General features: G+C 65.5%; 23 protein-coding genes and 2 pseudogenes. 11 read left to right on the forward strand and 14 right to left on the reverse strand.

Features of this window, described 5'->3' with window-relative positions:
* Window positions 1-34 precede the first annotated feature (34 nt).
* The 3 genes from AB1346_00650 to AB1346_00660 all read right to left on the reverse strand — a co-directional run bounded on the left by AB1346_00650 (window position 35) and on the right by AB1346_00660 (window position 1344).
* Window positions 35-304: a type II toxin-antitoxin system YafQ family toxin gene (locus AB1346_00650; protein MEW6718937.1), complete on the reverse strand. Its 270-nt coding sequence runs from the start codon at window positions 302-304 to the stop codon at window positions 35-37.
* Window positions 304-564, reverse strand: a complete 261-nt coding sequence (locus AB1346_00655; GenBank protein MEW6718938.1) for a type II toxin-antitoxin system RelB/DinJ family antitoxin — start codon at window positions 562-564, stop codon at window positions 304-306. Before AB1346_00655 ends, AB1346_00650 begins: the two co-directional genes overlap by 1 nt.
* Window positions 565-699: 135 nt before the next feature.
* A complete protein-coding gene (locus AB1346_00660; GenBank protein ID MEW6718939.1) occupies window positions 700-1344 on the reverse strand; it encodes a Crp/Fnr family transcriptional regulator in 645 nt (214 codons plus the stop codon).
* A 133-nt stretch (window positions 1345-1477) separates the two neighbouring features.
* On the opposite strand from AB1346_00660, the gene AB1346_00665 reads away from it, so the two are divergent.
* A complete protein-coding gene (locus AB1346_00665) occupies window positions 1478-1711 on the forward strand; it encodes a DUF2892 domain-containing protein (protein MEW6718940.1) in 234 nt (77 codons plus the stop codon).
* On the forward strand, window positions 1708-3474 hold the full coding sequence (locus tag AB1346_00670) for a hypothetical protein (protein ID MEW6718941.1): 1767 nt from the start codon (window positions 1708-1710) through the stop codon (window positions 3472-3474). The genes AB1346_00665 and AB1346_00670 overlap by 4 nt, the downstream gene beginning before the upstream one ends.
* Window positions 3475-3511: 37 nt before the next feature.
* Here AB1346_00670 and AB1346_00675 read toward each other — a convergent pair whose 3' ends face one another.
* The 3 genes from AB1346_00675 to AB1346_00685 all read right to left on the reverse strand — a co-directional run bounded on the left by AB1346_00675 (window position 3512) and on the right by AB1346_00685 (window position 5159).
* Window positions 3512-3763 (reverse strand): hypothetical protein, encoded by a 252-nt coding sequence (locus AB1346_00675; GenBank protein MEW6718942.1) that lies wholly within the window; start codon window positions 3761-3763, stop codon window positions 3512-3514.
* An 84-nt stretch (window positions 3764-3847) separates the two neighbouring features.
* On the reverse strand, window positions 3848-4315 hold the full coding sequence (locus AB1346_00680) for an RT0821/Lpp0805 family surface protein (GenBank protein MEW6718943.1): 468 nt from the start codon (window positions 4313-4315) through the stop codon (window positions 3848-3850).
* A gap of 109 nt (window positions 4316-4424) precedes the next feature.
* Window positions 4425-5159, reverse strand: coding sequence for a sulfite exporter TauE/SafE family protein (locus tag AB1346_00685; protein MEW6718944.1), 735 nt, complete (start codon window positions 5157-5159; stop codon window positions 4425-4427).
* A 64-nt stretch (window positions 5160-5223) separates the two neighbouring features.
* Here AB1346_00685 and AB1346_00690 point away from each other — a divergent pair, with 64 nt between their 5' ends.
* Both AB1346_00690 and AB1346_00695 read left to right on the forward strand, forming a co-directional pair.
* Complete coding sequence (locus tag AB1346_00690; protein MEW6718945.1) at window positions 5224-5991, forward strand: hypothetical protein; 768 nt, start codon at window positions 5224-5226, stop codon at window positions 5989-5991.
* Window positions 5940-6488 (forward strand): mechanosensitive ion channel domain-containing protein, encoded by a 549-nt coding sequence (locus AB1346_00695; GenBank protein MEW6718946.1) that lies wholly within the window; start codon window positions 5940-5942, stop codon window positions 6486-6488. Before AB1346_00690 ends, AB1346_00695 begins: the two co-directional genes overlap by 52 nt.
* Here the strand turns inward: AB1346_00695 and AB1346_00700 are convergent.
* A complete protein-coding gene (locus AB1346_00700; protein ID MEW6718947.1) occupies window positions 6451-6879 on the reverse strand; it encodes a PAS domain S-box protein in 429 nt (142 codons plus the stop codon). The genes AB1346_00695 and AB1346_00700 overlap by 38 nt on opposite strands.
* A 16-nt stretch (window positions 6880-6895) precedes the next feature.
* Window positions 6896-7108, reverse strand: coding sequence for a hypothetical protein (locus tag AB1346_00705; GenBank protein MEW6718948.1), 213 nt, complete (start codon window positions 7106-7108; stop codon window positions 6896-6898).
* 158 nt (window positions 7109-7266) lie between these two features.
* Between AB1346_00705 and AB1346_00710 the strand changes: the two genes are divergently transcribed.
* The 4 genes and pseudogenes from AB1346_00710 to AB1346_00725 all read left to right on the forward strand — a co-directional run bounded on the left by AB1346_00710 (window position 7267) and on the right by AB1346_00725 (window position 10546).
* The gene (locus AB1346_00710) at window positions 7267-7686 is read left to right on the forward strand and encodes a thioesterase family protein (GenBank protein MEW6718949.1); all 420 of its coding nucleotides are present in this window, start codon (window positions 7267-7269) and stop codon (window positions 7684-7686) included.
* Window positions 7687-7740: 54 nt separating this feature from the next.
* Window positions 7741-9213 (forward strand): FAD-dependent oxidoreductase, encoded by a 1473-nt coding sequence (locus tag AB1346_00715; GenBank protein MEW6718950.1) that lies wholly within the window; start codon window positions 7741-7743, stop codon window positions 9211-9213.
* Complete coding sequence (locus AB1346_00720; protein MEW6718951.1) at window positions 9210-9908, forward strand: TVP38/TMEM64 family protein; 699 nt, start codon at window positions 9210-9212, stop codon at window positions 9906-9908. The genes AB1346_00715 and AB1346_00720 overlap by 4 nt, the downstream gene beginning before the upstream one ends.
* Window positions 9909-10018: 110 nt before the next feature.
* Window positions 10019-10546: pseudogene (locus tag AB1346_00725) on the forward strand (sodium:solute symporter).
* A 49-nt stretch (window positions 10547-10595) separates the two neighbouring features.
* Here AB1346_00725 and AB1346_00730 read toward each other — a convergent pair.
* Window positions 10596-10676: pseudogene (locus AB1346_00730) on the reverse strand (hypothetical protein).
* 652 nt (window positions 10677-11328) lie between these two features.
* Here AB1346_00730 and AB1346_00735 point away from each other — a divergent pair.
* Together AB1346_00735 and AB1346_00740 are read left to right on the forward strand one after the other, a co-directional pair.
* The gene (locus AB1346_00735) at window positions 11329-12210 is read left to right on the forward strand and encodes a radical SAM protein (GenBank protein MEW6718952.1); all 882 of its coding nucleotides are present in this window, start codon (window positions 11329-11331) and stop codon (window positions 12208-12210) included.
* 3 nt (window positions 12211-12213) lie between these two features.
* The gene (locus tag AB1346_00740) at window positions 12214-13014 is read left to right on the forward strand and encodes a metallophosphoesterase family protein (GenBank protein MEW6718953.1); all 801 of its coding nucleotides are present in this window, start codon (window positions 12214-12216) and stop codon (window positions 13012-13014) included.
* A 361-nt stretch (window positions 13015-13375) separates the two neighbouring features.
* On the opposite strand, the gene lhgO is transcribed toward AB1346_00740, so the two are convergent.
* The 4 genes from lhgO to AB1346_00760 are packed head-to-tail and all read right to left on the reverse strand — an operon-like array spanning window position 13376 to window position 17981.
* Window positions 13376-14572 (reverse strand): L-2-hydroxyglutarate oxidase, encoded by a 1197-nt coding sequence (lhgO, locus tag AB1346_00745; protein MEW6718954.1) that lies wholly within the window; start codon window positions 14570-14572, stop codon window positions 13376-13378.
* Window positions 14569-15084 (reverse strand): hypothetical protein, encoded by a 516-nt coding sequence (locus AB1346_00750; GenBank protein MEW6718955.1) that lies wholly within the window; start codon window positions 15082-15084, stop codon window positions 14569-14571. The genes lhgO and AB1346_00750 overlap by 4 nt, the downstream gene beginning before the upstream one ends.
* Before the next feature lie 5 nt (window positions 15085-15089).
* On the reverse strand, window positions 15090-16082 hold the full coding sequence (locus AB1346_00755; protein MEW6718956.1) for a TAXI family TRAP transporter solute-binding subunit: 993 nt from the start codon (window positions 16080-16082) through the stop codon (window positions 15090-15092).
* 24 nt (window positions 16083-16106) lie between these two features.
* Entirely contained in the window at window positions 16107-17981 is a 1875-nt protein-coding gene (locus AB1346_00760) for a TRAP transporter fused permease subunit (protein ID MEW6718957.1), read from the reverse strand.
* Window positions 17982-18339: 358 nt separating this feature from the next.
* Here AB1346_00760 and pyk point away from each other — a divergent pair, with 358 nt between their 5' ends.
* Window positions 18340-19779: a pyruvate kinase gene (gene pyk, locus AB1346_00765; protein MEW6718958.1), complete on the forward strand. Its 1440-nt coding sequence runs from the start codon at window positions 18340-18342 to the stop codon at window positions 19777-19779.
* Here the strand turns inward: pyk and AB1346_00770 are convergent.
* The gene (locus AB1346_00770) at window positions 19757-20116 is read right to left on the reverse strand and encodes a polymer-forming cytoskeletal protein (GenBank protein MEW6718959.1); all 360 of its coding nucleotides are present in this window, start codon (window positions 20114-20116) and stop codon (window positions 19757-19759) included. The genes pyk and AB1346_00770 overlap by 23 nt on opposite strands.

Below are 20116 nucleotides of genomic sequence, written 5' to 3' on the forward strand. Positions count from 1 at the left end.
GTCGGCGCGTCGGCCGATCCCTCGGAAGCCGGATCTACTCAAACAAGTCCGAATGCGTTCCTGTCCGCTCGAAGACGACAACGCCCGGTTCAAGTTTGTAGATAAGCAGCCAATCCGGTTCGATGTGACATTCGCGGCGCTCTGCGAATTCACCTTTCAATGCGTGGTCTCGAAGCCTCGGATCGAGCGGTACTTCCTGAACCAGCGCCCGCATGACCGCTCGAAGCTTCGAAACGTCTTTCCCTCGCTTTATGGATAGCTTGAAGTCTTTTTCGAAGCGCCCGGTGGTCCGGAACGCCCGCATCACGCGCCCATCTTCTTGAAGAAGTCGTCCAGGCTCGGGTACTCATGCAGGTCTTCGCCCCGGTCGGTCTTCTCGAGGGTCTTTCGCGTCGTGGCGTTCGGGATTTCGACCGGGAAGGGCAGCCCCTTCCGCAGCCCGACCTGGGCGTAGAAGAGGGTGATCGCCTCCGTGCTGGTCATCCCGAGCTTCCGGAAGACCCGCTCCGCGTCGGCCTTGATCTTCGGTTCCGTCCGCGCCCGGATGATCGCGGTTTTTCCCATCGTGTTCCACCTCCCGCGCGTCTCTTCCGACCAATGTACCCCAAATAGGGTACACGATCAACCCCCGCTCGGAAACCATGCGGGGAGAAATGCGCGCATGGATGCCCGCGGGAGACCGCCGCTATCGCAGATGCCCTACGCCTTCAGCAGCCTCACGACGTTCCGCGCCAGCGAAATCCGCCCCTCCCGCTCCATGTCCTTCAGCAGGCGGCTGACGACCTCCCGGGAGGTGCCCAGGTCGTTGGCGATCTTCTGGTGGGTGGCATGGAGGATGCCGTCGCCCGACTTCTCGATCAGGTAGTCCCACAGCCGCTCGTCCATGCGGCCGAAGGCCACTTCCTGCACCAGTTCCATGACCTCGGTCAGCCGCCGGCTCAGAAGGGAATAGACGAAGGAACGCATGGCTTCGTAGCGTCCGAGCAGGCGACGGAACTCATGTGCCGGAAGGAGGAGCATTTCCCCGGCACTGACGGTTATGGCGTTGGCCGGATAGGCGTTGTTCCCGAGGATGCATGAGGCGTTCAGGATGCAGGTCTCGCCCGGCACGATTTCGTACAGGGTGATCTCCCGGCCGCTTCCTCCGCACCGGTAGACCCTGACCTCCCCGGCCAGAAGAAAGGCGATGCCGGAACAGGCATCCCCTTCCAGGTAGAGATGGGCGGCGGGCGTGAAGGCCTGGCGGCGGGCATGGGCCAGGATTTCCCCCACGAGCTCCTCATCCCGGCGGAACCGGGGGAAGATGGAGACGAACTCTTCCATCGCTCCCATCTTCATGATCATCACGCCTCCCTTTCCATCCCATTATTCCACCCCGTACGGACGGCGGAAAGCGTGTGTGACTATGTCACGGACATGCCGAAGCGCGCTCCCCTATAGTTGCATCAAGAAGGAAACACAAATAAGGAGGTTCACCATGAAGCGCGAAGTCGGAACATTGGACCGGCTTGTCCGGATATCTGTGGGACTGATCCTGCTCTACCAGGGGCTCGTCGGCGGCCATGCCTGGGGGTATCTCGGCGTCATCCCGCTCCTGACCGGGGCGATCGGCTGGTGTCCCCTCTACAATCTCCTGGGGGTCTCCACGGTCTGTCGGACGTGCCGGGTCAGCGAATCCGTCCAGGCGAAAATGGAGGGAGAGGCGAAATGAAGCCGGCTATACGGGAATATTTCGGGAAGCGGCCGGCCGTTGCGCTCGGTGGGGCGGCGCTCGCCTTGTTGCTGGCCGCCTGTGGCGGCAACAACACCACTCCCGCGGCTCAACCGGTTATCCAGACCCAGGTTACGGCGGCCGGAGGGGGGACGTTCACCGACAACACGACCAACCCCCTTATCACGCTGATCGTTCCCGCCGGGGCGCTCAGCGCGGATGCCCGGCTGAGGGTCACGCCGCTCCTCTCTACGACGGTCCCCGGCGCCGACCAGACCCCGGGCAGTTCCGCGTTTGCGGTCTCCCTGACCAGCCTCAGCGGCGCTCCGCTGACTTTCGGCGCGGGGATCGTCCTGGAACTGGCCGCCAGCCCGGCGCCGGTCCATCCCCAGCTCGGCGAGATCGCCAGGCTCTCGGGAACCGCCTGGGAAAGACTGCCGGCCAACTTTTTCCGTTCCTCCAACAGCACGGTCGTCGCACTGGTAGCCGACCCCAACGGCACGTTCCGGGTGATGCACCGTACCCCGCAGACTGCCACCGGTCCCGGCGTCGCCGCGGGCTTCGACGTCTTCATGAACGAAACCTTCGGCAACGAAAGCTTCTTCGGCGGAGTGCTCGGCCTGCACACGGTGCTGAACAATCTCCTCCCGACCGATGCGGTGGGTTTCGGCGTCCAGATCGATCTGGCCAAGGTCCCCGCCGAAATCGTTGCGGTCATGACCGGCGCCGATAATGCGGCCAAAGACGCCGCCCTGGCCGACCCCGCCACCACCCGCGCCCTCCTCAAGGCCGGGGCGGTCGTCGGCGTCAAGGGGGTCTTCGATAATGCGGCGAATCCCGACCAGTTGACCGGCGCCGGCATCACCTGCGCCCTATGCCATCAGAACGTGACCCCGACCACCTTCGCGCTGACCGCCGGCCCGACGGCGCTGCCCATCGGACCGCTGGAGGTCGACGGCAGGCCCAACGTCGCCATGAACGCCGGCGCCATCCTCGCCGCCACCCCCTTCGTCCAGGCTGCCGGCCAGGCGACCATCGACCTGCTCAACGGCTGGGGCCCGGGCCGCTTCGACATCCGCGCCCTCCCTGACAACCCGCTCGACGACGGGGTCGACAATCCCACGGGCAATCCTCCGCTCTGGAACTTCCTCGACCTGGAGGGACAAGGTTACCTCTTCGGTTATGACGGGCTCTTCGTCGGCGGGAACGCCTTGGCCAGCCAGGCCGAGGCGGTCTACGACCTCGTGATGCACGCCAACGGCGCCTTCGGCGTCGCCGGGGGCAACCTGCCGCCGGCCCTTCGAATCGTCCCCCCGCAGACATTGATCGACAGGCTGGTGGCCGCCGAGACGGGTCAGCCGGGGAACGACATCGACACCCAGAAGCTGCTCGACCTGCAGACCTGGATGCGCAGTCTGTCCGGCGCGGCCCCGGGCGCCTTCAACGAAGCGCAGGCGGAGCAGGGCTTCAAGCTCTTCCATGGCAGGGCCAACTGCAGCGTCTGCCATAACACCGCCGACCTGACCGATTCGCAGCAGAGGCTTTTCACCTTCACTCTCGGCGCCACTCCCGGCGACCTGGCGGGCGGCATCAAGGTCCCGAGTCTGCGCGGGGTTTCCCGCTCCGCACCCTACCTGCACAACCACAGCCTGTCCACCCTGGCGGAAGTCGTCGCGGTGCTGTCAACCGTCGGCGATCCCATCCCCTTAGATCTGACCGTCGACGAGCAGGCGGCGTTAGTGGAGTTTCTGAGGAGCCTGTAACGAGGAGGGGCTGCGGCGAATGCCGCAGCCCCTTGTTTCAGTCGTGGCCGTACTCCCGCATCCAGGGTTCCTCCATCACCATTGAAGGTATCGCGCCCGTTTCCACGGGGTTCGACGGCTGCATTTCTTCGATGAAAGCGGTCGGAGCGACTCCCTGATTCTGACTTTGCCGATCCATATAGACACTGGCTCCCACGACCAGGAGCACCACGGCAAGGATCCCGATCTGCCTGTTCAGCCACTGCCGGAACGGTTCTTTCGGAGTCCACTCCTCCGGGGGTTCCGCCATTTTCATCCCCTCCGTTTCACGTGTACGATGTTTATGCCCTTTCGGGTCCTGCAAATTAGGTTCGGGCCATGAAAGGGAGTTTCATCACTTGACGATCTTCCAGGTGCCGTCCGGCTGACGGCATGCGGTGCCGTACGCCTGGCGTTCCTCTCCACCGATCAGGACAGTCTGCTGGTATTCGCGGCAGTACTCTCCTTGTTCCGTCTTGTAGGTCCGCTGCGGCGTGATGGTCCCGGAGTTCCCGCTGTCGGGGTTCCGCCAGGCCCTGGTTTCGCCCGACCGGGAGTTTTCCAGGGAATACTGGGCGGTTCTTTGCATCTCCAACTGGTCCGCCCGGTCCAGCGACCTTCCGATCTCCTGGCCGATCAATGCCCCCGCGACGGCCCCGATCGCCGTGCCGACGATCCTTCCGGAGCCGCCGCCGAACCTGGACCCGATCACGGCGCCGCTGACGCCGCCGATGACCGTTCCCGCCCCTTCCTTTGGGCCCGAGGACGCGCACCCTGCGAAAAGGAATGAAACCGCAAGCAAACCTGCGATAAATGACTTCATTTCCATCCTCCCTTCTTGTCCTTAATTGGTCCAGGCAATCATCCGCTACACACATAGGACGAACGGGAAGGGGAAATGATTTAGGGGAAATGAAAAATTTCCGGCAGGGTCATCCGAGCGCCAGCTTCATCCCCAGCGCCCCTCCCACGGTCAGGAACATCGCCCGCACCAGCCCGAATCCTTTTCCCCGCCCGATGCGGGATCCCACGTACGCCCCCATGACCGAGCCCGCGGTGGACGGGACCATCAAACGCGCGTCGGCGTGCCCGGCCGCGCTGTAGACGGCCACGGCGAAGCTGTTCAGGAAGAAGGCGATCGCGTAATACGAGCCGAGGGCGGTGAGCAGCGGCATCCCGCGGGTCTTGGCGAGAAGGATGGAGGTGAACAGGCCGTTTCCCGATCCGAAGAACGATTCGTACGCTCCGATGGGAAAGGCCAGCAGGCCGGTCTGGCGGCGCGAGAGGATCGAGCCGCTTTCCGTACGCCCCAGCGAGGGGTTGAATGCGACGATCAGGACCAGCGCGACGATGATGACGCCGATCGCGCGCTTCAGGAGCGCGGCGTCCGCGCCGCGCACAATGGTCGTCCCGACCAGCGCTCCCGCCAGCCCGACAAGGACCATGATCCGGATCAGCGCCCAGTCCACGTCCTTTCCTTTCAGGTAATTTCGGGCGGCGATCGGGGTCCATGCCGCGCCGTTGAGCTGGTTGGAGGCGATCACCGCCGGGAGCGGGAAGCCGAGGGACAGCCAGACGGGGGTCGTCAGGATCGCCGCCCCGGCGCCGCTCATGGAGCTGAGCATCGAGGCGAGGAATGCGACGGAGAAGATGATCAGGAACTGCATGACGCCGGTCGGCTTTTCATGGCCCGATTATAATGTAGCCTGATCTTCCGAAGGGAGGTGTCTCATGGGATGGCGCGGGATATTCGACAGCCTTCTGCCGGGGGCCGTTTCCGCGGCCGGTGCGACCGGGGTGCTGCTCCTCATCCTGTTCCTGTTCCACAAGTTCTTTCCGCGCATTTACTCCGGTATCCGGGAGTGGGGCGGGAGGCGGATCCGGTCCGTCCGGATCGGATCGTACGAACTTCTCCAGGCGACCCGCCTCGTCGGGGGACTTGTGGCGCTGGCCCGATGGATCCGCGTCATCGCGACCGTCGTCATCCTGTACGTCTGGCTGCTTTTCGTCCTGAGCGTCTTCCCCCGGACGCGCGGGATCTCCGAATCGATCATCGGTTATATCCTCGACCCCCTGCGGATCATCGGCGCCGCATTCCTGGCCGCCCTGCCCGACCTGTTCTTCCTTGCGGTCATCGGATTCGTCACGAGGTATGTGATCAGGCTCGCCCGCCTCATATTCGTCGAGGTGGGGAGGGGACGGATCGTCTTCCCCGGGTTCTACGCCGACTGGGCGATTCCCACGTTCAAGATCGTGCGCTTCGTCATCCTCGCCTTCGCGTTGATCGTCGCCTTCCCGTACATCCCCGGCTCCAGGTCCGAGGCGTTCAAGGGGGTCTCGATCTTCCTCGGAATCCTCTTCTCCCTCGGCTCCACCTCCGCGATCGCGAACGTCATGGCGGGCTTGAGCCTGACCTGCATGCGGGCGTTCCATGTAGGGGACCGCGGGTGCGGATCGGGGACACCGTGGGCGACGTCATCGCCAAATCGCTCCTGGTGACCCACATCCGGACCATCAAGAACGAAGATGTCACCATACCCGATTCGCTGGCCCTGAACGCCCATATCGTGAACTACAGCGCCCGGGCGAAGGAGGAGGGGCTCATCCTGCATACCGCCGTCACCATCGGATACGATGCCCCATGGCGGACGGTCCACGAGCTCCTGATCGAGGCGGCGAAGAAGACGGAGCGGATCCTCCAGGAGCCGAAGCCGTTCGTCCTCCAGACGGCCCTCAACGATTTCTACGTGACGTACGAGCTGAACGCATACACGAGCGAGCCCCGGGAGATGGTGAATATCCACTCCGACCTGCACCGGAATATCCAGGACGCCTTCAACGAGGCAGGGGTCGAGATCATGTCGCCGCATTACGCGCAACTTCGGGACGGCAACAGGACCGCGATTCCCGATGCCTATCTCCTTGCGGATTACGTGCCGGGATCGATGCGGGTGGAGGCTATTTATCGCCCTCGCAGGCCGCCAGCCGGGCCCTGAGCTCCTTCTCCTGAAGCCGGCGTTCGGTCACGTCCCGCAGGATGGAGCCGCAGCCCTGCATCGCTCCCGCCTCGTCGCGGAGCATCACCATGCTGAATTCGAGAGAGACCCTGCTTCCGTCCTTGCGGACCCCCGGCGCCGACAGCAGGCCGGTCTTGTACTTCGTTTCGCCGGTCGCCATCACGCGATGGTACCCCTCCCAATGGCGGCTGCGCTGCTTCTCCGGGATGATCAGGTCGAGGGATTGGCCGATCGCCTCCCCGGCGGTCCAACCGAAGATCCGTTCGGCCGCGGCATTCCAATAGCGTATGATCCCCTCGCGGTCGGCGACGAGGACGGCGTCCGGGGAATCCTGGACGAGCTGCAGAAGGGAACGGCCGATCGGGTCCATGCGCGCCATCCTCCGGTCAAGGTTTCGGTCCCTCGATCCCCGCGCGGAGCCGCAGCTCCCGCACGAACCAGTCGTAATATTTCTCGCCCGGCTCGCTGCTCTCGTACCACCGGGTGTTGCCGACCTGCATCTCCTCCGCGGCCCACTCCAGCGCTTCCTTCAGCCGCCGGTTTTCATCCTTCAAGGCATTGATCTCTTCGAGCATCCGATCCTTCGCCTGGTCCATCATCCTGCCTCCCCGCGGCCGGAATCGGCCGACAGCCGCCTGTATTATGAGTATTGTATTTGTTTCCTGTAATGTATATCGATCAAACCCCGTTTTCCCTGATGCGTCCGGGCGATACTTCAACGGTGGAATATCGGGAATCCGTTTCTGAGGAGGAGCCCATGAAGGAGACGTTGAAGGCCGGTCTGGAGCACGTGCACACGTATCGTGTCCCGGAAAACAGGACGGTCCCGTACCTTTACCCCGAGTCGGAGGCGTTCCGGGGTATGCCGAAAGTGTTCGCCACCGGTTTCATGGTCGGCCTGATGGAGTGGGCGTGCATGGATGCGATGGCGCCGCACATGGAGCCGGGGGAGGGGAGCGTCGGGACGCTCGTCAACATGACGCACACCGCGGCCACCCCGCCTGGGATGACGGTGACGGTCCATGTCCGTTGCATCGGCGTGGAGGGGCGGCGCACGGTCTGGGAGATCGAGGCAAAGGATGACGTCGAGGTGATCGGGAAGGGGACCCACGAGCGGTTCGCGGTCGACTTCGCGAAATTCAACGACCGCGTGGCGAAAAAAGCCGCGGGGAGGTAAGGAATCGGGAGGCCCCCCGACTGATAGGCAAACGGGACTCGAAAGGGGGACTCCATGGCGGCATACGATTTCGACCTCGGGATTCTCGGAGGTGGCGCGGCGGGATTGACGGCCGCCGCCGGAGCCGCGCAGTTCGGCGCGAAGACGGTCCTCGTCGAAAAGGCGTCGAGGCTGGGGGGCGATTGCCTCCATTTCGGGTGCGTGCCTTCCAAGACGCTGATCCGCTCGGCGGGGGTCTGGGCCCTCGCACGCCGGGCGAAGGAGTTCGGGCTTCCCGATATCGAGCTGCCGCCGGTGGACCTGGCCGCCGTCATGGCCCGCGTTCGTTCGGTGATCGACAGGATCCAGGAGCACGACTCCCCGGAGCGGTTCTGCAGGCTTGGAGCGGATGTGCGGTTCGGGGAGCCGCGATTCGCGGATGACCACACCGTGGCAGTGGACGGCGCCCGCCTGACCGCCCGCGCGTGGATCGTGGCGACCGGATCGGGCCCGGCCCTCCCGCCGGTGGACGGCCTGTCGGACGTGCCATACTGGACCAACGAAACCGTCTTCTCTCGAAAGGAGCTGCCGGGCCGCCTGGTGGTTCTCGGCGGCGGTCCGATCGGCGTGGAGATGGCGCAGGCGTTCCGCCGCCTCGGCTCGCGGGTCACCGTCATCGAGTTCATGGACCAGATCCTGGGGCCCGAGGACCCGGATATCGCTTCGATCGTGCGGAGCCGCCTCGAAGCCGAGGGGGTGAAGATCCTCACCGGCACGAAGGCCGTGAAGGCAGAGACGGTGAATTCCGGCGTCCGGCTGCGGGTCGCACCCGCAAAGGGGGAAGGGGAGCCCTGGACCATCGAGGGGGACGTTCTGCTGGTCGCTGCGGGGCGGAAACCCAATGTGGAGGGGCTGGGTCTGGGAGCGGCTGGCGTCGAATATTCTCTGCGGGGGGTTCCCGCCGACTCCCGGATGCGTACCAATGTGCCGCACATCTACTCGTGCGGAGACGTGAACGGGGTGTTCCCCTTCACCCACGTGGCGGGGTACGAGGCCGGCATCGCTCTTTCCAACGCCGTACTCCGCTTCCCGCGGAAGGCGGATTATACACAGGTCCCGTGGTGCACGTATACGGACCCCGAAGTGGCCAGCATCGGCATGAACGAGAAGCGGGCAAATGCCGCGGGGGTGGAGTACCGGGTCCTGACGACGCCTTTCCGCGAGATCGACCGGGCTCTGGCGGAAGGAGAGGAGGAAGGCAAGATCAAGGTGCTGATTTCTCCCTCGGGAGCTCTGCTGGGCTGCCAGATCGCCGGGCATCATGCCGGCGAGCTGATCCATGAATGGATCGCGGCGGTCAACGGGCGGGTGAAGCTTTCTACCCTGGCGGGCGCGGTCCACGCATACCCGACCCTGGCCGAGATTTCGAAGAAGGCCGCCGGGTCGTACTACTCCGAAAAGCTGTTCTCCGAACGGACAAAGAAGATCCTGCGGTTTCTCTTCGATCTCAAAGGGAGTGCGTGCGCGCCGGAAGGAGAGGCCGGATGAACGCGAAGAAAATCGGCATCCTGGCCGCCTTCGCCGCGGTCGCGGCGGGATATTTCTTCCTGGATCTCGGGCGGTACCTGACCCTGGAGAACCTGAAGGAGCAACGGGGGAGCCTGGAGGCGCTGCGCGCTTCGCACGCCCTGCTCTTTCCCGCCGTCTTCGTGCTGATCTACATCGTCCAGACGACTTTCTCCCTGCCGGGGGCGGCCGTCCTGTCCCTTGCCGCAGGCGCGATCTTCGGGGTCCTGCAGGGGACGATCTTCGTCGTGTCGGCCGCCACGATCGGGGCCGTCCTCGCGTTCCTCGTCAGCAGGACCCTGCTGCGCGACCGGGTCGTCAGGAAGTTCGGAGGGCGGATGGAGGGAATCGACCGGGGCTTAAGGGAAAGCGGCCTCTCCTACCTGCTCTTCCTTCGATTGGTCCCGGCCTTCCCGTTCTTCCTGGTGAACCTGGCGTGCGGCGTCACCGGCCTGCCGCTGCGCACCTATGCCTTCGGCACGCTGTTCGGGATCATGCCGGGGAGCTTCGTGTTCGTGAACGCCGGGGCAAGCCTCGCGGCCATCGAATCCGTAAGCCAGGTCGCCGGCCCGCGCGTGCTCGGATCGTTCGCGCTGCTCGGACTGTTTTCCCTCCTTCCCACCCTTCTCAAGGCCGTGAAGAAGCGCAGGGACAGGGTCGGGTTGTCGATCCTGTAACGGGGGGGAACTCGACGCGATGACCGAAGATGCGTTAAATGGATAACGGGGAGGCGCCGATGGTTTCGCACTGGATGAACTGGGGGATCCTCGCGGCCTTCGGGATCGCCATGTACGCGATATCGCCGCGGGCCGCGGGCAAGGACCCTGCGGAGCAGTTCTTCGGAGGAAAGGACGCCGCCGGGCGGGAGGCCAGCGGCTTTTTCCTCACTTCGAGCGTCCTCATCTCCTGGATCTTCGCGAAGTCCGTCCAGAACGCCGCGGACCTCGGGCAGAATTTCGGTCTGCCGGGCGGCACGGCGTACGCCGCCTACTGGCTCTCCTTCTTCGTCGCCGGGGCGGTGCTGTACCGCCTCCGGAAAGCGGGATTCCGCAGCATCCACCATTACCTGGGGGACCGGTACGGCACGGGCGCCATCTGGCTTTTCTCCCTGATCCTGCTGTTCCGACTCTGGAACGAGATCTGGAGCAACAACATCGTCATGGCGCAGTATTTCGGGCCGAGGGAGAGCGCGGCGTACTACGTCGCCTCCTGGTCCATTACCGCCTTGGTTCTCGCGTACGTGATGAAGGGGGGGCTGCGCAGCAGCATCGTGACGGACACCGTGCAGATGCTGATGGCCGCGGTCATCCTGTTCCTCATCCTGGCCTACATTTTCCCGAGCGGGAAGCCGCGGGAGATGGTCCTCAGCGGGACATGGACGCTTGCCGGCGGGGTGGATCTGATCCTCGTCGCGCTGCTCCAGATCTTTTCGTATCCGTTCCACGATCCGGTGATGACCGACCGGGCCTTCATCACCGAGCCCCGGAAAATGCTCCGATCGTTCGCGACGGCGGGGGTGCTCGGCGTGCTGTTCATCCTTCTGTTCAGTTTCGTGGGGATCTACAACCGGGTCGAGGGGATCGGAGGGAACTCCACCTTCGACACGGCGTCGGCCTTCGGCCTTCCGCTCCTTTTCCTCATGAACCTGATGATGCTGACCAGCGGCTGCTCCACGATCGACTCCACCTTCACCTCCATCGGAAAGCTGATCTCGTTCGAGGTGCTGCCGGGATGGAAGGTGGACAAGGTCGTCCTCGCGAGGGGCTCGATGGTCGTCCTGGGGCTCTTCGGAAACCTGATGCTCTACGCGAAGCCCGCCATCCTGTCGGCCACCACCGTGAGCGGCACGATGGTCATAGGCCTGACCCCCGTGTTCCTGCTGTCCGGGTGGCGCAGGGCCGGGGCGTTCTCCTACCATGCGAGCGTCCTCCTGGGGCTGCTCTTCGGCCTGGGCCTCAGCCTGAAATGGTTCGACGGGAGCATCGGGAGCGGGAAGTACGGTAACCTGTTGTGGGTGAACCTCCTCGGGATCTCCCTCTGTTTCGCCGTGTACCTGCTGGGGGCGTGGCTCCAACCGGCTCCGGTCAAGGAGGAGGGATGACCGTTCCGAACTGCCCGTTTCTGTCGCTCGACTCCCTCTGGATCCAGGTGGCCGGGTCCTCCTGCAATCTCCGGTGCGTCCACTGCTTCAACGAGTCCGGCCCGGGGAACCGGGAGATGCCGCCGCTCTCGCGCGAGGACGTGCGGACCCTCCTCGACGCGGCGGAAGCGTCGGGTGTGAGGGACGTGGTCTTCACGGGGGGGGAGCCGTTCCTCCTCCCGGACATGGCGGAAATCGCCGGCGACGCGCTGAAAAGGTTCCCGGCGACGATCCTGACCAACGGGACGCTGCTGACCGGACAGGTCGTGGAGCGGCTCTCCGCCGTCGCCCGGGACTCGCTCTACTCGCTCGAGATCCGGGTTTCGCTGGATGCGCCCTCGGAGGAAGCGAACGACCGGATCCGGGGGAAGGGCAGCTTCGAGCGGGCGCTGTCCGGGGTCGCGCGCCTGGAGGAAGCGGGTTTCCTCCCCATCGTTACCGCGGCGTGGGGCGAGGAGGGGAGCGCGCCGGAGGCGCTGGAGGCGTTCGACCGCCTGCTGCGTTCGAGGGGATTCCGGAAGCCCCGGGTGAAGTTTCTACCCGTTTTCCGCACCGGGCGGGAGAGGGAGCGGTCCGGCGGGTACGGGGAGGAGGAACGCGCCGCCGCGGAGATGCTGGATCTCCTGGGCCCGGAGCGGCTCCTGTGCTCCACGGCGAGGATTGCCACGTCCCGGGGGATCTGGGCCTGCCCGATCCTCGTGAACGAGCCGGACGCGCGCATGGGAGACGATCTCGCGGCTTCCTGCCGGCCCTTCCCCCTCGCCTACGGCGCCTGCTCCACCTGCATTCGGCACGGCGCCGTGTGCGCGAACGCCGCGACGGCGGCCAGGGAGGGGTAGCCGATGGCCGAATGCGAAGTTTCCGGGCGCGTGGCGCTTTTCGGGGGGGTCTACAACAACCACCTTGCCCTGGCCGCCATCCTGGACGACGCGCCGTCCCGCGCCGGCGGGATCTTTTGCCTCGGCGACGTAGGCGCCTTCGGTCCCCATCCCGACCTTTCCGTCGGGATCCTGAGGGAGGCCGGCATCCCGATCGTCCAGGGGAACTACGACCGATCCGTGGGCTTGCGCCGGGGGGACTGCGCGTGCGGCTACACCGATCCGCGGGACAACCGGTACGCGGCCCTGTCCTACGCCTACACGTTCCGGAACACGTCGGACCGGAACAAGGATTACCTGGCGTCGCTTCCGGAAACGATCCGCCTCCGCGGTCCCAGGGGAGAGCGGATCCTCCTGTGCCACGGTTCACCGCGGCGGCAGAACGAGTTTTTGTGGGAGTCGCTGTCCCCCGATCCGTTTCTTGCCCGGCTGCTCGACGAGGCGGGGTGCGACGTCCTCGCCGTGACGCACACGGGCATCCCCTGGAAGCGCCGCCTGCCCGGCGGCCGGCTGGTGGTCAACGTGGGGGCGATCGGGCGCCCCGCGAACGACGGCAACACCCACGTCTGGTACGCCGTGCTGGACCTGTCGGCCGGGGAGCCCGATGCGAGCTTCATCCCCTTGTCGTACGACCACGGACGCCTCGCGGCCGAGATGCGGGCGGAGCGGATCGTCGAGCCGTTCGTGGAAACGGTGGAGACGGGTTGGTGGACGACCTGCCTGGAGATCCTTCCCTCGCGGGAGCGCTTCCGCGGGAGATACTAACTCGCTTTCCTTTCCGCCGGGCGGAAATCCGTTGCCCTGCCTGCCAGGATGCAGTGGCCCTCACGCTTCTTGTCCGCTCCGACGCCGTCCCAGGACCACGCGCTGCACTCTTCGGGGCAGCAGGGTCCCGGCAGGTTTCCGTTGGGGTGCAAAAGGAAGAGAAGGCAGACGTCCCCGTGTGCTTCCTTCGCAGATCTCGACATTTCTCCACCCTCCATTCCCGGGTCGGGATCCGGCCCCCGGGAGTACCGCGGGCTCGAAAGGGATAAATGTACGGAATCCGTTCTGCCGTGTGTGATGCCTTGCGGGGGAGTTTCGATTCCGGGCGATTTCTTGCCGGCAAGTAATAGTTGGTATCGATTCAAAGCTGCTTCAGGGCCAGCTCCGCGACGGTTTTTCCGATGGCGAGGGAGCCGGTGGCCGCCGGGCTGGGGGCGTTGAGCACGTGGACCTGCCCGGGAAGCTCCCGGATGTGGAAGTCGTCCAGCAGCCCGCCGTCCCTGCCGCACGCCTGCGCCCGGACACCCGCCCCGCCGGCCGCCAGGTCGGCGACGCGGATCTCGGGGATCAGCTTCTGCAGCGCTTCGGTGAATTTCGATTTGCTGAAGGAGCGGACCATCTCTCCCAGGCCGGTCCGCCAGTATTTCCCGGCCACGATGAGGAATCCTTTCCACGTCAGCGTCTCTACGAGCTCGGGGATGCTGATCTGCCACTTCCCGTATCCTTCCCTCCGGCAGGCGAGCACCGCGTTCGGCCCGGCCTCGATCCCCCCGTCGATGCGTCGCGTGAAATGCACCCCGAGGAACGGGAAGTTCGGGTCCGGGACGGGATAGATCAGGTTCCGGACCAGGAAACGCCGTTCCGTTTTCAGGGAGTAGTATTCGCCCCGGAACGGGACGATCCGCATGTCCAGGTCGGGGACGGTGTGGGCCGCGACCTTGTCGCAGTAGAGGCCGGCGCAGTTCACGATCGCCGAGGCCTCGAACGTCTCGCCGCCCGCCTCGACGCGCACGAAGGGTCGGCCTCCCTTCACTCCGGTCACTTTCGTGTTCAGCCGGACTTCGCCGCCGAGCGCGGCGAACGCCTCGGCGTATTTCTCCGCCACCGCCTTGAAGTCGACGATCCCCGTCTGGGGGACGAGGATCCCCCTGATCCCGGCGGCATGCGGCTCGATGGCCCGGATCTCGCCGGGGCCGAGGTACCGCAGCCCTTCGAGGCCGTTCCCGATCCCTCTCCGGTAGATATTGTCGAGCGCCTGGAGCTCGGACTCCGAGGTGGCCACGATGATCTTCCCGCAGAGCTCGAACGGGATCCCGCGCTCCCGGCAGAAATCGAGGAGCATGCGGTATCCCTCCCGGCAGGTCCGGGCCTTGAGGCTTCCGGGCTTGTAGTAGATTCCGCTGTGGATGACGCCGCTGTTGTTTCCCGTCTGGTGGGCGGCGACGCGCCCCTCCTTCTCCACGACCAGCACCCGCAGTCCGGGACGCATCTTTTTCAATTGCAGGGCCGTGGCGAGCCCGACGATTCCCGCCCCGACGACGACGATGTCCGTTTTCATCCGTCCCGTCCGATCCGATTCCGGAGGATTTCAAAAAGGGCGGGGCGGGTCGCCGTGAGGACCACCTGCCCTCCGAATCCCGCCTCCCGCTTCAATTCGACGATCCGGTCCCGCACCTGCAGCTTCGGATCGCCGACCTCCCCGATGCGGTAAACGATCCGGATGAACGGCCGGGAGAGCCCCTGCGCGTCGAACGGCCCGCCGGTGTGGTAAAGGTCGTCGACGTCCCGGGGGGAGACGCGCGGCGGCGGGGAGCCGTCCGGTCGGGCGAAGGTGACCCGGTCCTGCACCAGGACGCCGCTTTCCCCGTGGAAGCCCTCCGTGACCTTGAGCCCGAATTGGGAATTGCGCCAGGAGAGAGTCACCCGCTCCCCGTCCGCGATGACGGAGGAGAGGAGGGGCCGGTCGTCGGCCCCTCCCGTCAGTTCGATCCGCGTGTAGCCCGCCGGCGCGATCCCGAGGAGCAGCCCGAAGGCGAGGAGGAACGCGCCGATCGCCGCGAGGACCTTCAACGGCCCTACTTCAGCACGCCTTTCTCCACGAAGAATTTCCGCGCCCCCGGGTGGAGGTACTTGATCGCGTCCGGGGTCACCTGCCCGACGGCCTTCTGCGGCGTGAGGGCGTTGGCCCCCTTCCACACCGCCGCCAGCTCCGCCTTGTTGTCGAAGATCGCCTTCAGGATCTGGTAGACCTTGTCCTCCGGGAAGGTGTCCATCGCCTGGAGGACGGCCGTGATGGCGATCGCATCGATGTCCTGGTCCACGCCGTTGTAGCTTCCCTTCTGGAAGACGGTCTTGTGGAACACGCCCGGGTTCGCCTTGAAGATCTTCTCCGCGGTCTCGCCGCCGATGGGCAGCAGGATCATCTTCGAGCCGGGGGTGTTGGCCATGTCGATGATGGAGGCGGTCGGGACGGCGCCGCTCCAGAAGAAGGCGTCGATCTTGCCGTCCTTCAGCGCCGCGACGGACTCGCCGGCCCCGAGCTTCTCCTTCTTGAAGTCCTTGTTCCAGTCGATGCCGAGCGCCTTGAGGACGTAGTCGGCCTGCTCCTCCGTCCCGCTGTTCGGGGCGCCGACGGAGACGCGCTTGCCCTTGAGCTGCAGGACGTTCGTGATCCCCGTCCCTTCCTTCGTCACGATGTGCAGCGGCTGCTCGTAGAAGCCCATCACCAGCCGGATGTTCTGCTTCTTCGGGATCCCGGGGACCTTGCCGTCGTTCGACCAGACGACGTGATAGTCGTAGGCGAACGCCATCCCCGCCTTCCCGGCGCCCAGCAGCTTCATGTTGTCGATCGCGGCCGTCGTCGCCTCGGAAGTCGCCTCGGTGTCGGGGACGTACTTCCCGACGATGCCGCCGATGGCGCCGCCCAGCGGATACCAGACGCCGCCGGTGCCGCCGGTGACGATGCTGAAGGAGAGCTTGGCTGCGGCGTTCGCGTCCGCCGCGATCCAGGTCGACGCGGCGAGGAACAGCACGGCAAGGACGATCGATTTGGCCCCTCTCGTTTTCACGGCATGCCTCCTTGAAGGATGAAGTTATTTTCCCCCGGCCTTCGGCCGGAGGTTGTTCGCCAGCACCAGCCCGCCCGCGGCCAGCGGCGCCAGCCCCGCGACGGACCAGCCGATCGGGAAGACCACCATGGCCAAAGCCATGAGGAACAGCAGCGCGCGCTCCGGCATGGAGATCGCCCGATGCAGGTACCCGATGATCCCAAGCGAGACGAACAGCAGGGAAACGACGGAGGTCGTAAGCGCCAGGAGGAAATCGGGCCAGTTCCCGTGCGTGATCAGGAGACTGTGGCCGACCGTGCTCGTCGAGAAGTAGAACGGCACCAGGAAGGCGGGCAGGGAATATTTCCAGGCCTGCATCATCGCGCCGAACGGATTTCCGCCGGTGACCGCCGCGGCCGCGCTGGGGGAGAGGCCGACCGGCGGGGACACCTCGGACAGGACGGCGAAGTAGAAGACGAGCAGGTGCGCCACGTGCTCCGGCACCCCGATCTTGACCAGCGCAGGCGCGACCATGACCACCGTCATGATGTAAGTAGCCGTGATGGGCAGGCTCAGCCCGATGACCATGGAGGCCAGAAGCGACAGCAGCAGGGCGGCCAGCAGGGAGCCGCCGCTCACGGACATGATGATGGAGGAGATCTTGAGCCCGAGGCCGGTCAGGGTGAAGGTCCCGACGATCAGCCCCGCCGCCGCCAGGAGCACCGCGACCGGGAGCATGTTCTTCGCTCCCTCGACCATCGCGACGGCGATCTTCCGGGGCGTCAGCCATTCGTCCCGGTTCCTGCTCAGGAAGCTGGTGGCGATCGTCGCGGCGATGGCGCCCAGCGCCGCGTACTCGGGCGACTTGTTCCATAGGACGAGGAGCGCCACCAGCACGGCGATCGACACCAGGTGGTACCCCTTGGAGCGCAACACCGCCAGTACCTTCACCGCTCCGGCCTCGGGCGGCTCGAAACGGTGCTTGCGCGCCTCCAGTTCCACGATGAACAGCGTTCCGGCGTAGTAGAGGACCGTCGGAACGGTCACCATGACGACCACGTCCCAGAAGGCGACGCCCAGGAACTGCATGATGAGGAATGCGGCGGCGCCCATCAGCGGCGGGGAAAGGACCGCGCCGATCCCTCCGGTGGCGATCAGTCCCGCGGCCATGTTGGGCGAATATCCCGCCTTCTGAAGGATCGGCCACATGATCGGAGTGACGGACATGGTGGTCGCCACCCCGCTTCCCTGGGGGCCGCCCAGCAGCGCCGAGGTGATCACGGCCCCCCGCCCGGCGCTCGACGATTTCCTCCCCATCGTCGCGAGCGAGAGGTCCAGCCAGAAGTTGCCGGCCCCGGCCACGTCCATGAAGGTGCCGTAGACGACGAACAGCATCACGAAGGAGGCGCTGACCGAAAGCGGCACGCCGAAAATCCCTTCCAGCGTCATGTACATGTGGCCGACGATCCGGTCCGGATCGTATCCCTTGTGGGAAATCATGTCCGGGAAGTATTTCCCGAAGTAGATGTAGGCCAGGAATCCCGCCACGATCAGGGTGAAGGTGGTGCCGACGATGCGGCGGGAGATCTCCAGCAGCAGGACGATGGCCGCGATGCCGAAGAGGAGGTCCGCCGGCTCCGGCAGGGTGGAGCGGCGGATGAACGAATCCATGTCGATGAGGGCGTAGCCGATGGAAGCCACGCCCAGGAGGGCCAGGAGCAGGTCCGGCCAGAAGGTCCAGCGGCCGGCGTTCGGACGGGCCGGGTAGACGAGGAAGGCGAGGCCGAAGATGAAGGACATGTGGACCATGCGGAAAAGATAGGTTTCCACGGGCACGATCGCGCCGTATAGGGACCAGCCGACGAAGGCCGTGAAGAGTGCGCCGACCGCGATGGCGGACTTTCCCTGGAATTCCCGCAACGTTTTCTCCGGTTTCGAGCTTGGGGACGGATACCGTTCCGGACAGCAGGACACTATCTAAACAAACCGCGGGGCGGGATGCAATCCGAAAACCGGTGTTCCGGTCCGTTCGATCCGTTGCGGACCGGTGGATCGCACGCCCCTTTCGCCTGCGCACCATGTACGGCGCGGGCGCCGGGCCCCGATGCCGGGGCCACGTATCGAAGAGGAAAAACGATAGTTATCAGAGATATGCGTTATTGTAAAACGATGGTTGAAAATTTCCATAATAATCCTTGACGAACGACACCCCGGAAGGGATGATCTACGGCTTACGCAATTTCGGATCTTTCACTTAGACCGGAGGGATCGCCTCGATATGAAGCTGCCCGACCGCAAGACCAAGATCGTCTGCACGATCGGCCCCGCCTCTTCGTCGCAGGAGGTCATGGAGCAGATGCTGCTCGCAGGGATGGACGTGGCCCGGCTCAATTTCTCCCACGGCGCCTTCGACAGCCACCGCAAGGTGATATCCAACCTGCGCGCGGCAGCGCGCGCCACCGGCAGGCGGCTCACGATCATGGCCGACCTGTCCGGGCCGAAGATCCGCATCGGCCGGCTGCAGGAGGAGCCGGTGATCCTGAAGACGGGCGACGCGATGACGCTCACGGCCGACGACGTCATGGGGAGCCGGGAGCGGGTGTCGGTGTCCTTCAAGCGGCTTCCCGGGGTGGTCCGGCGCGGCGACGCGCTCTACCTGAACGACGGCATCATCCAGCTCGAAGTGCTCTCGGTCGAGGGGAACGACGTCGCCTGCAAGGTGGTCGTGGGCGGGGAGCTGCGCTCGCACAAGGGGGTCAACCTCCCGGACATCGACCTGGGAATGAGCGCGTTCACGGAGCGCGACCGCGAATACCTGAAGTTCGCTGCCGTCGAAGGGCTCGACGCGGTCAGCCAGTCGTTCGTCGAGACCGGGGCCGACGTCCGCGCCGTCCGCGAGGCGGCGGAGGCGCTCGACTACCGTCCCTTCATCATCGCCAAGATCGAGCGCTCGCGGGCGCTGGAGTTCATGGACGACATCCTCGACGAGGCAGACGGCATCATGATCGCCCGGGGCGACCTGGGGGTGGAGGTTCCGGTCGAGAGGACGGCGCTGATCCAGAAGGAGCTGATGCTCAAGGCCAACCGGCGGGCGAAGCCGGTCATCACCGCGACGCAGATGCTCGAATCGATGAAGGACAGCCGGCGGCCGACCCGCGCGGAGGCCACCGACGTCGCCAACGCCATCCTCGACGGCACGGACTGCGTGATGCTTTCGGGGGAATCGGCCATGGGGAAATTCCCCGTGGACGCCGTCGCGATGCTGGCCCGGATCGCGGCGGCGGTGGAGCCGACCCGGGAGCCGCTCGCGGTGCAGCGGCTGTTCGAGGGCGTGGAGCTGAAGGGGCGGCTCAAGCCGGCGCACCTCATCGCGGTGGGGGTCGAGGCGAGCATCCGGCTGTCGTCCCCCGCGGCGGTCTTCGTGCCGACCCGCAGCGGCGCGACGGCGCGGAGCCTGGCGCTGTGCCGTTTGCCGGTCTGGGTCGTGGCGATCAGCCGGCACCACCAGACCTGCCAGGACCTCGCGTTCTCCAGCGGCGTCTATCCCGTGCACGAGCCGGACAAGCCGGAGGACTGGAACGGGTACGTCCGCGACTGGCTGGAGCGGCACGGACTGATGGGGGATATCGCCATCCTGACGGAAGGTCCCTCGACCCGGCACCCCGAGGCGCACAACCGGATGGAGATCATCGACCTCAGGCGTCCGCAGAAACCGTAACGGCGTCCCCTTTCATCCGGGCGTGCCCCTCGAACACCGCACCCTCGGCGATCGTCAGCTTCGGCGTGAGGATCTCCCCGGCCGTCGAGGATTTCGCGGCAAGCTCCACCGTCTCTGCCGCATGGAGGTTCCCCTCGACCGATCCGCCCACCAGGATCCCCCGGGCCGCGATGTTCCCCCGGACCTTCCCGGGCTCGCCCACGACCACCCAGTCGGCCTGGATATCCCCCTCCACGGTCCCGTCGACGCGGACCGTCCCCTTCACGGTCAGCCGTCCCGCGACGAGCGTGCCGTCGCCCACGATCGTCTCCAGCGCACGGGACCCTTTCCCGAACAC

The sequence above is a fragment of the Thermodesulfobacteriota bacterium genome, from assembly GCA_040758155.1.
GTDB lineage: Bacteria > Desulfobacterota > Deferrimicrobia > Deferrimicrobiales > Deferrimicrobiaceae > UBA2219.

Excerpts from the sequence above, each read along its gene's own strand:
- AB1346_00650 (MEW6718937.1), bottom strand. The coding sequence starts at position 304 with ATGCGGGCGTTCCGGACCACCGGGCGCTTCGAAAAAGACTTCAAGCTA.
- AB1346_00655 (MEW6718938.1), bottom strand. The coding sequence starts at position 564 with ATGGGAAAAACCGCGATCATCCGGGCGCGGACGGAACCGAAGATCAAG.
- AB1346_00660 (MEW6718939.1), bottom strand. The coding sequence starts at position 1,344 with ATGATCATGAAGATGGGAGCGATGGAAGAGTTCGTCTCCATCTTCCCC.
- AB1346_00665 (MEW6718940.1), top strand. The coding sequence starts at position 1,478 with ATGAAGCGCGAAGTCGGAACATTGGACCGGCTTGTCCGGATATCTGTG.
- AB1346_00670 (MEW6718941.1), top strand. The coding sequence starts at position 1,708 with ATGAAGCCGGCTATACGGGAATATTTCGGGAAGCGGCCGGCCGTTGCG.
- AB1346_00675 (MEW6718942.1), bottom strand. The coding sequence starts at position 3,763 with ATGGCGGAACCCCCGGAGGAGTGGACTCCGAAAGAACCGTTCCGGCAG.
- AB1346_00680 (MEW6718943.1), bottom strand. The coding sequence starts at position 4,315 with ATGAAGTCATTTATCGCAGGTTTGCTTGCGGTTTCATTCCTTTTCGCA.
- AB1346_00685 (MEW6718944.1), bottom strand. The coding sequence starts at position 5,159 with ATGCAGTTCCTGATCATCTTCTCCGTCGCATTCCTCGCCTCGATGCTC.
- AB1346_00690 (MEW6718945.1), top strand. The coding sequence starts at position 5,224 with ATGGGATGGCGCGGGATATTCGACAGCCTTCTGCCGGGGGCCGTTTCC.
- AB1346_00700 (MEW6718947.1), bottom strand. The coding sequence starts at position 6,879 with ATGGACCCGATCGGCCGTTCCCTTCTGCAGCTCGTCCAGGATTCCCCG.
- AB1346_00705 (MEW6718948.1), bottom strand. The coding sequence starts at position 7,108 with ATGATGGACCAGGCGAAGGATCGGATGCTCGAAGAGATCAATGCCTTG.
- AB1346_00710 (MEW6718949.1), top strand. The coding sequence starts at position 7,267 with ATGAAGGAGACGTTGAAGGCCGGTCTGGAGCACGTGCACACGTATCGT.
- AB1346_00715 (MEW6718950.1), top strand. The coding sequence starts at position 7,741 with ATGGCGGCATACGATTTCGACCTCGGGATTCTCGGAGGTGGCGCGGCG.
- AB1346_00720 (MEW6718951.1), top strand. The coding sequence starts at position 9,210 with ATGAACGCGAAGAAAATCGGCATCCTGGCCGCCTTCGCCGCGGTCGCG.
- AB1346_00735 (MEW6718952.1), top strand. The coding sequence starts at position 11,329 with ATGACCGTTCCGAACTGCCCGTTTCTGTCGCTCGACTCCCTCTGGATC.
- AB1346_00740 (MEW6718953.1), top strand. The coding sequence starts at position 12,214 with ATGGCCGAATGCGAAGTTTCCGGGCGCGTGGCGCTTTTCGGGGGGGTC.
- lhgO (MEW6718954.1), bottom strand. The coding sequence starts at position 14,572 with ATGAAAACGGACATCGTCGTCGTCGGGGCGGGAATCGTCGGGCTCGCC.
- pyk (MEW6718958.1), top strand. The coding sequence starts at position 18,340 with ATGAAGCTGCCCGACCGCAAGACCAAGATCGTCTGCACGATCGGCCCC.